General features: G+C 37.1%; 7 protein-coding genes. 3 read left to right on the top strand and 4 right to left on the bottom strand.

Features of this window, described 5'->3' with window-relative positions; genetic code table 11:
• Window positions 1-112: 112 nt before the first annotated feature.
• Window positions 113-667, top strand: a complete 555-nt coding sequence (locus Q0192_RS18460; protein ID WP_299291940.1) for a DUF2892 domain-containing protein — start codon at window positions 113-115, stop codon at window positions 665-667.
• A gap of 7 nt (window positions 668-674) precedes the next feature.
• On the opposite strand, the gene Q0192_RS18455 is transcribed toward Q0192_RS18460, so the two are convergent.
• Window positions 675-884, bottom strand: coding sequence for a hypothetical protein (locus tag Q0192_RS18455; RefSeq protein WP_299291938.1), 210 nt, complete (start codon window positions 882-884; stop codon window positions 675-677).
• A 90-nt stretch (window positions 885-974) separates the two neighbouring features.
• Window positions 975-2,696, bottom strand: a complete 1,722-nt coding sequence (gene lysS, locus Q0192_RS18450) for a lysine--tRNA ligase (RefSeq protein ID WP_299291936.1) — start codon at window positions 2,694-2,696, stop codon at window positions 975-977.
• Window positions 2,697-2,930: 234 nt separating this feature from the next.
• Between lysS and Q0192_RS18445 the strand changes: the two genes are divergently transcribed.
• On the top strand, window positions 2,931-4,031 hold the full coding sequence (locus Q0192_RS18445) for an acyltransferase (protein WP_299291933.1): 1,101 nt from the start codon (window positions 2,931-2,933) through the stop codon (window positions 4,029-4,031).
• 148 nt (window positions 4,032-4,179) lie between these two features.
• On the top strand, window positions 4,180-4,362 hold the full coding sequence (locus Q0192_RS18440) for a hypothetical protein (protein WP_299291931.1): 183 nt from the start codon (window positions 4,180-4,182) through the stop codon (window positions 4,360-4,362).
• A 117-nt stretch (window positions 4,363-4,479) separates the two neighbouring features.
• Here Q0192_RS18440 and Q0192_RS18435 read toward each other — a convergent pair whose 3' ends face one another.
• Window positions 4,480-5,328 carry a toll/interleukin-1 receptor domain-containing protein gene (locus Q0192_RS18435; protein ID WP_299291929.1) on the bottom strand — a complete coding sequence of 283 codons (849 nt, stop codon included), beginning with the start codon at window positions 5,326-5,328 and terminating at the stop codon, window positions 4,480-4,482.
• Between the two features lie 388 nt (window positions 5,329-5,716).
• Entirely contained in the window at window positions 5,717-7,630 is a 1,914-nt protein-coding gene (locus tag Q0192_RS18430; RefSeq protein WP_299291927.1) for a long-chain fatty acid--CoA ligase, read from the bottom strand.
• Window positions 7,631-7,683 lie beyond the last annotated feature (53 nt).

The raw sequence follows: 7,683 nt of genomic DNA, 5'->3' as shown, positions 1-7,683 counted from the left end.
TTTAATATTTCAAGCCAGGAAGGTTCTAATGCAATCGCCATAAATTATTTTGAATTATTGGTTTAACGTTCAAATAAGCAGATATTTGTGCTTCAATTTTATATACATCGTAATGCGTAATATTGTTCGATTGATTGTTGCCTGTATTATTTTGGGCGCCGCGGTTACTTTGGCCGCTTTTGGCTTTTGGTGGTGGGCTGTTTTAGTGTTTTTGATTGGCGGATTGGTGCTGCTTACTTTCTTTTTCAACGAAAATATGCTGATGGCGCAATATTACATGCGGAAAGAAAACATGCCCAAAGCAGAAGCATCTTTGTTGAAAATTACGGATTACGAAAAGCAGTTGATCCGCAACCAGCACGGTTATTACAATTTGCTGTTGGGTTTGATCGAATCGAACAAAGCACCTTTAAAATCGGAGAAATATTTTAAAAAAGCACTGTCTTTGGGGTTGACTATGTCGCACAATATTGCATTGGCAAAATTAAGCTTGGCCGGGATTTCCATGTCAAAACGCAACAAACGTGAAGCGCAAATGTATCTGTCCGAAGCGCAAAAAGCCGATAAAAACAAGCTGCTGGCCGAGCAGATTAAAATGATGAAAGGCCAGATGGCGCAAATGGACAAGCAGCAGGTTGGCCGCGGCGGTTTCCGACAGCAGTTTTAAACGGGTTTTATTTTTCGTCTAAATGGCTGAAATAGTCATTTTTAGAAAAATAATCTTCATCAACATCTTTAACATTTGAAGTTGCCGATGCTTCTTTTACCGCCATTTTTTGGTTGATAAAGCTGAAAATGCTTTTCACAAATTCCATGTCAAACTGGTTTACGCTAAATTTAATCAAGTACTCTGTTTCTGTTGTTTTTAAGCTGGCGTTGGTCATCTTTTATAAATCTTATTCAAAAACAAAGACCGGCAATTGCTATTAACCGGTCTTTAATTTTTTGTTAAGAAATGATGAATAAAAACAGTATTACAAAAACCATTGCATCACCGTTTCTTTTGGCGGGATGACAATATCCAACTTCAGCTTTTTGCGCATTCCGCCCAAATCGTTAAATACTTTGTTTGGTGTTGCTTTTTGCAGTTCGTCAACGGTATTAAACCCCATTTTCTGGATTACCGGAACCCATTCTGCCGGAACACCAATTTTTAAAAAATCTTCTGTGGAAGAAATGTTCGCCTTCTTCTCCGGCCGCATTTGCGGGAAGAAAAGCACTTCCTGGATAGTACTTTGGTTCGTCATCAACATTACCAAACGGTCAATGCCGATTCCCAATCCGGCAGTTGGCGGCATGCCATATTCCAACGAACGCAGGAAATCTTCGTCCACCACCATCGCTTCTTCATCGCCGCGGCTGGCCAGCAACAGTTGTTCTTCAAAACGTTCGCGCTGATCTATCGGATCGTTTAATTCTGAATACGCATTGGCAATTTCTTTTCCATTGACAAATAGTTCAAAACGCTCTACCAAACCTTCTTTTGTCCGATGTTTTTTGGCAAGCGGCGTCATTTCGATTGGATAATCGGTGATATAAGTTGGTTGGATCAATTGCGCTTCCACTTTTTCGCTGAAAATTTCATCAATCAGTTTCCCTTTTCCCATCGAAGCATCCACTTCAATTTGTAGATTTTTACAGGTTTCTCTTAACGCTTCTTCATCCATTTCGGAAACATCTATTCCGGTAAATTTTTGGATAGAATCATACATCGAAAGCTTTTCGTATGGACCTGCAAACTCAATTTCCTGTTGGCCGACTTGAATTTTCGTTTTTCCGTGGATAGCTAAAGCAACTTGTTCCAAACATTCTTCTACCATGCCCATCATCCAAATATAATCTTGGTAAGCTACATAAATTTCTAAACCGGTAAATTCCGGGTTGTGCGTGCGGTCCATGCCTTCATTCCTAAACATTTTTCCGAACTCGTACACGCCATCAAAACCGGCCACAATCAATTTCTTTAAATACAATTCGTTCGCAATCCGCAAAAAAAGCGGAACGTCTAAAGCGTTGTGATGCGTTTTAAACGGACGAGCCGCAGCGCCGCCATGAACAGATTGCAAGATTGGCGTTTCTACTTCTATCCAGCCTTTGCTGTCGAAATAGCTGCGCATCGTTTTAACAACCTTAGAGCGATTGATAAAAATCTCTTTAAACTCCGGATTAACGGTGAGATCTACATAACGCTGTCGGTAGCGCATTTCAGGATCGGTAAAACTATCGTAAATATGCCCGTCTTCATCACGTTTAACAACCGGCAACGGTTTTAAAGATTTGGAAAGGATGGTCATTTCCTGCATATGCACCGATATTTCCCCGGTTTGCGTGGTAAAGACAAAGCCTTTTATGCCCAGAAAATCGCCGATATCCAACAGCTTTTTAAAAACCGTGTTGTACAGCGTTTTATCCTCGCCCGGCGAAATATCATCGCGTTTAATATAAACCTGCACGCGGCCTGTCGAATCCTGCAATTCGGCAAATGAAGCACTACCCATGATGCGGCGACTCATGATACGGCCTGCAATTTGCACCTGCTGGTATTTATCGGGGTGCAGCTTGTAGTTCTGCAAAATATCCTGTGCTGTGGTTGTAACCGCAAAAGCTTCGGCAGGATAAGGGTTGATGCCTAAATTGCGTATATTTTGAAGTGCCTCGCGGCGAAGGGTTTCCTGTTCGGATAAATTTGTACTCATATCTCACCAATAATTATATTGGCAAAAATAGGTTTTAATGCTAATTTTTATGTGGTAAAAGAAGTATTAGGTGAAAGTAACTGTTTGTATGAAATGGATAAGCAGGATAAAGAAGTTTCGTTTGCAAGAGATTAGTGCCATCTCAAACCTAAAAAGGACTTTACTTGTAGCCCATTAGTTTATGTAAAAGTTATTATGCATAGTTTAGCTCTTACTACCTAAATCTTAATTAACGTGTCTGTTTCTAATAAACCGATCAAGAAGTATCATTACATAGATGCTTTGCGTGGTATTGCTATCATTGGCGTAATACTTATCCATGCAGGAGAAATGCAAAAGAGCATTTTTTTAGAAAGCAAGACCAAATATGGGCAGCTTGGGGTACAACTTTTTTTTGTTGCATCGGCTTTAACTTTGTGCCTTTCCATGGAAAAAAGGGGATACAGTTGGCCGGAAATAAAAAGTTTTTTTATCCGTAGGTATTTTAGGATTGCACCGCTGTATTATATCGGGATATTAATATATTTCGGTATAAACCTGCTGTTGGCCAACCTTCAAATGCCCAATGGTTTAAATAACTATTCTTTAAAAGGTATATCAGCAAATGTATTGTTTATACATGGTTTTATGCCAGCCTATAACAATAACATAGTTCCGGGAGGATGGTCTATTGGGGCCGAAATGGCTTTTTATTGCATTTTTCCGTTACTCTATATTTGGTTGCACCATAAAACGGCCAGGTATATATTCAATGTGTTGGTTGGTTATGTATTGTTAGCTTTATTGATAATTGTATCGTTAAGCTTGTGTTATCATCTCAAGTTTATCTACAATAATAATTTTTACTATAACAGCCTTTTTAACCAATTATCGGTTTTTTTGTGGGGCTTTTTATTGTACAAAGATGTAAAGGGCAACATCATTAAAAACCAAATTTATAACTTGATTTTATTTCTTGCCGGCTTTTTGGCAATTTATATAAACTGGAAACATGGCTGGTCATTTTCGTTCTTTCTAATTCCCGCCTTTGCTGGCATGGTTTTTTTTACGTTAGGTTCTTTTTTAAAAAGCTCCTATTTCAGAGTTCCCATTTTAGAAAGGATAGGCCAGCTTAGTTTTTCTATTTATATTTTACATTGGATTACGGTTTGGTATGTCTTTCCCAATTTAAACGAGTACTTTGATAATAAAATTACCAAAAACCTTTATATAGGTTTTACTTGTGATTTCTTGCTTACCTTAACCATTTCTTTTCTACTTGCCAAGATGACCGAAAAGTATATTGAAAAACCAGGTATAGCATTAGCGGATAAACTGTTAAAAAGAAGACAATAGTATATACACACTACAATGCTAATTTTTAGGCGGTAAAAGAAGTATCAATAGAAAAAAAGTATTAGGAAAATTTATCTTTAAGTATGTTTTTTTGTGATGCTTCTTTTATGCCTTAAATTTCAACATCTAATATTAAAAATGTGCTATTGTGAAGATTGAAATGATTGTTGAAAAAACTAAAACTGGTTATTCTGCTTATGCTGAAAAATATCCCGTTTATACAGTTGGCACTACTTTGGATGAACTTGAAATCAATATGTTGGAGGTTCTTAATCTTTACTTTAAGGAACAAGGCAAAACCATACAGGAAATAGATTTAAAAATAGTATGAGTTTGAAACATGGTACTTTTTTCTTTAATTGCTTATGTTGTTTATTTAAGAAACAGGATTATAGATCCTAAGCTCAAAAGATAGTGATTATAAATTCCGACCATGGAATTACATCTATTATTCAACTATTAATGCGTGCTGTATTTTGTTAACAACGAATTCAAGTCCTTTTTCCCAACTTACACCAATTCTGTCCACTAAAGTTGGGCTATATTCGTAAATCTCCTTTTTGTTAACTCCTACCCAAATTGGAAGTACTAAATTTTGTGTCTCAATTATCTCTCTCGTAAAAATTGTATTAAATTCAGTCTTTGTCCAACCTGCATTGTTTAAAAAATTGGGTGACAGTATTAAAATGCATTTCTTGCACTCTTTCAAACCTTTTTCAATTGACTCTCTTAAACTGTCGCCTAATTTTAAAGAATATTCATCATACCATATAGGAATGACACGTTTTTGCAGCTCATTAGCTATTTTACTTGCAATTAAATCTTTATCTCTACTATCATGTGATATAAAAGCAAGAGGCACTTCTAAGTTGCTTCTTTCAACTGAAAAGTTAATATCTCTAAAATGTATAAATAATCCTTGTGTTTTAAAATGAATTTGTAATTTTTGAAATTCGCTTTCATCGACTACTCCTTCATAATAAAAGAAAACTCTTCCAGAAAAGCGTAAGTCTGCTGAATTTGATTCCATCTCTCCAGGTAGTTTTGTTGAAATAAATGTTGTGTCTTTTATTTTGAACGCTTCTTCAAGTTTTGAAAGAAGTAAATTAAAAATGCTAATTTCAGATTTTGTTTCTGGAACATAGAATGATACGAAGAAGACGTTAGAGTCAAAGTCAAGGTGTGTTTTTACTGTTACACTCATATCTTCTTGTGTTGGACTACGAAGAGTCCATTCAATGTGAGTTGATAAGAGTCTGGAAAAATCTTTTAAATAATATTCTTTAAGAGTTGCCATATTGTTTCTCAGAATGCTTTTGCTAATTGTAAATTGCTTTATACAATATACAGATAGTAACTTAATGTAAACATAAGAAACGTTTTAAATTAATAAAGCTTATTTAAGTTAAATACCTTGAATATTAGGATTTAAAATGATTAAGCTTCTCATAACAGGGTTGTGTTTCTAAATGTATGATGGCATAAAATTGGTTAAAAAAGCAGATAAAATCAGAACTGATATTTTCACTTTTACAGCTAAATTAGTTTTACATTTTGAAAGATTATTATCTGCTTTAATAGTCATCATACATTTGGAAACAGTACCCATAATAGTAATTCCTAAAGTAACCTAATTTTATTATACTGAACAGCTATCTCCATACTTCTTTTACCACTAAAACCCATCAAATCAAATCCGCTTCCTGCAAATACAAGTTGTCAATATCTGCGGCATATTTCTTCTCAATTACTTTTCTCTTGGCTTTTAAAGTTGGCGTAATTTCGCCGGCTTCCATGCTAAACGGATTGCGTTTTACTTTGAAATTTTTAATGCGTTCAAACTTGGCCAACTCGTTAGATAGTTTTTTTACATCTTCGTTAATCCAATCCATAACCGGTTGTTCTTCAATAAAAGCTTCCGGCTTCTCAAAAAAAGATTCGTCCAGGTTAAAAGTTTCCTGCAACAATTCTTTAGCAGGAATGATAAAAGCCGTAACATATTCGCGCTTATCGCCAATTAAAAAAACGCCTTCAATCTTCGGGCTTTTCAAATACGTATTTTCTACCGGCGTTGGATAAACATTTTTGCCAAAAGAGTTGACCAGCATGTTTTTCAAACGGTCGGTAATTTGCAAATTGCCTTTATAAAAACGACCGATATCGCCGGTGTGAAACCAACCATTTTCATCAATCACGTTGCGCGTTTCTTCCGGTTTGTTCCAGTAACCTTTCATCACGCAATGGCCGCGCACAATAATTTCGCCTTCTTCGGATTGAAAATCCGGTTTAAAAGTATCGTGGGTTTGGATGGTATAAATTTTATGCGTATCAATGTTTTGGATAGCTACTTCTATCCGCGGAATAATCCTTCCAACGGTCCCGTAAACTTGCCGGTTATATTCCGTTACGGCCATTACCGGCGAAGTTTCCGTCAGCCCAAAACCTTCCAATACTTTGATGCCTAAATCACCAAAAAACTCGCCGATATTTTTGGGCAAGGCACCGCCGCCCGAAAGCATAAACTTTAAACGTCCGCCGGTTTTTTCTTTGATCTTGCTGAAAACTAATTTTTCGGCCAGGTTTTTTTCGCTGGTCAAAATGATGCCGGGTTTTTTGCCTGCTTCTTTTAGCTCCCTAAATTTGCGGCCTTTATCCAACGACCATAAAAAAAGCTTGGTTTTAATTCCGCCTGCTGCTTGTCCGCTTTTCATGGCGCGGTCGTGGATGCGTTCCAGCAATCGTGGCACGCAACTCATTATCGTTGGCCTAATCTCGGCCATGTTTTTCGCCAGCAATTCCAAACTTTGTGCAAATGCAATTCTGGAACCGGTTGCTAAACAAACATGATACGTAGCCGTGCGTTCAAAAACGTGCGAAAGCGGCAAAAAAGAAAGGAAAACATCGTCTTTGGTAATCACCGTAATCTGGTCCAAACTTGCACGTACGTTTTGGGTAAAGTTGTGGTGCGTCAACATCACGCCTTTGGGCGTTCCGGTTGTGCCAGATGTATAAATCAGCGAAGAAATATCCGTTGGCAAAATACTTTCGCGGCAACTGATGATGGTTTGTTTGTATTGATTGTAAACGTGTTTCCCCTCAAAAATTAAATTGTTTAACGAAATGATGCCGGTGTTAAACTTTGATTTTTCGGTGAACTTTTGGTAGTCATCAAAAATTGGGATGATACGGATCAATTCTGCACAATTATTGGCAATCTTAAGAATTTTTTTAAGCAGAAAAGGACTACCGATTAATAAAGTCCGCGCGCCAGAATCATTCAAAATATATTCAATTTCAGATTCGGAAAGGGTAGGATAGATGGAGGTATTTACGGCGCCGATTTGTTGCAGCGCCTGGTCGTAATACACGTACTCGGGGCCATTATCCAAAATAAGTGCCAACCGGTCGTTTTTTTTGATTCCAATATCCAAAAAATAAGCAGAGATAGCATTGATGTTTTCTAAAGCTTGTTTGTAAGTGATTTCTTCCCAGCGTTCATCTACTTTGTGCGTGAGAAAAACAGTGTCTTCCGGGTGGATATGTTGGATAATATTTTGCAGGAGACTTGGAACGGTGGAATGTTCGGTTACCGGGTTCATGAAGCAACAGGTTTATGAAAATAATTTGGAACGCCAAACTTAAACGTATTAAC

This window comes from uncultured Mucilaginibacter sp. (assembly GCF_937859865.1).
Classification (GTDB): Bacteria; Bacteroidota; Bacteroidia; order Sphingobacteriales; family Sphingobacteriaceae; genus Mucilaginibacter_A.
Note: the sequence above shows the minus strand (reverse complement) of the source record. Positions and strands in the feature narration are given on the sequence as shown.

Bases quoted from the DNA above. Each gene is read 5' to 3' on its own strand.
- Q0192_RS18460 (WP_299291940.1), top strand. From the start codon at position 113: ATGCGTAATATTGTTCGATTGATTGTTGCCTGTATTATTTTGGGCGCC.
- Q0192_RS18455 (WP_299291938.1), bottom strand. From the start codon at position 884: ATGACCAACGCCAGCTTAAAAACAACAGAAACAGAGTACTTGATTAAA.
- lysS (WP_299291936.1), bottom strand. From the start codon at position 2,696: ATGAGTACAAATTTATCCGAACAGGAAACCCTTCGCCGCGAGGCACTT.
- Q0192_RS18435 (WP_299291929.1), bottom strand. From the start codon at position 5,328: ATGGCAACTCTTAAAGAATATTATTTAAAAGATTTTTCCAGACTCTTA.
- Q0192_RS18430 (WP_299291927.1), bottom strand. From the start codon at position 7,630: ATGAACCCGGTAACCGAACATTCCACCGTTCCAAGTCTCCTGCAAAAT.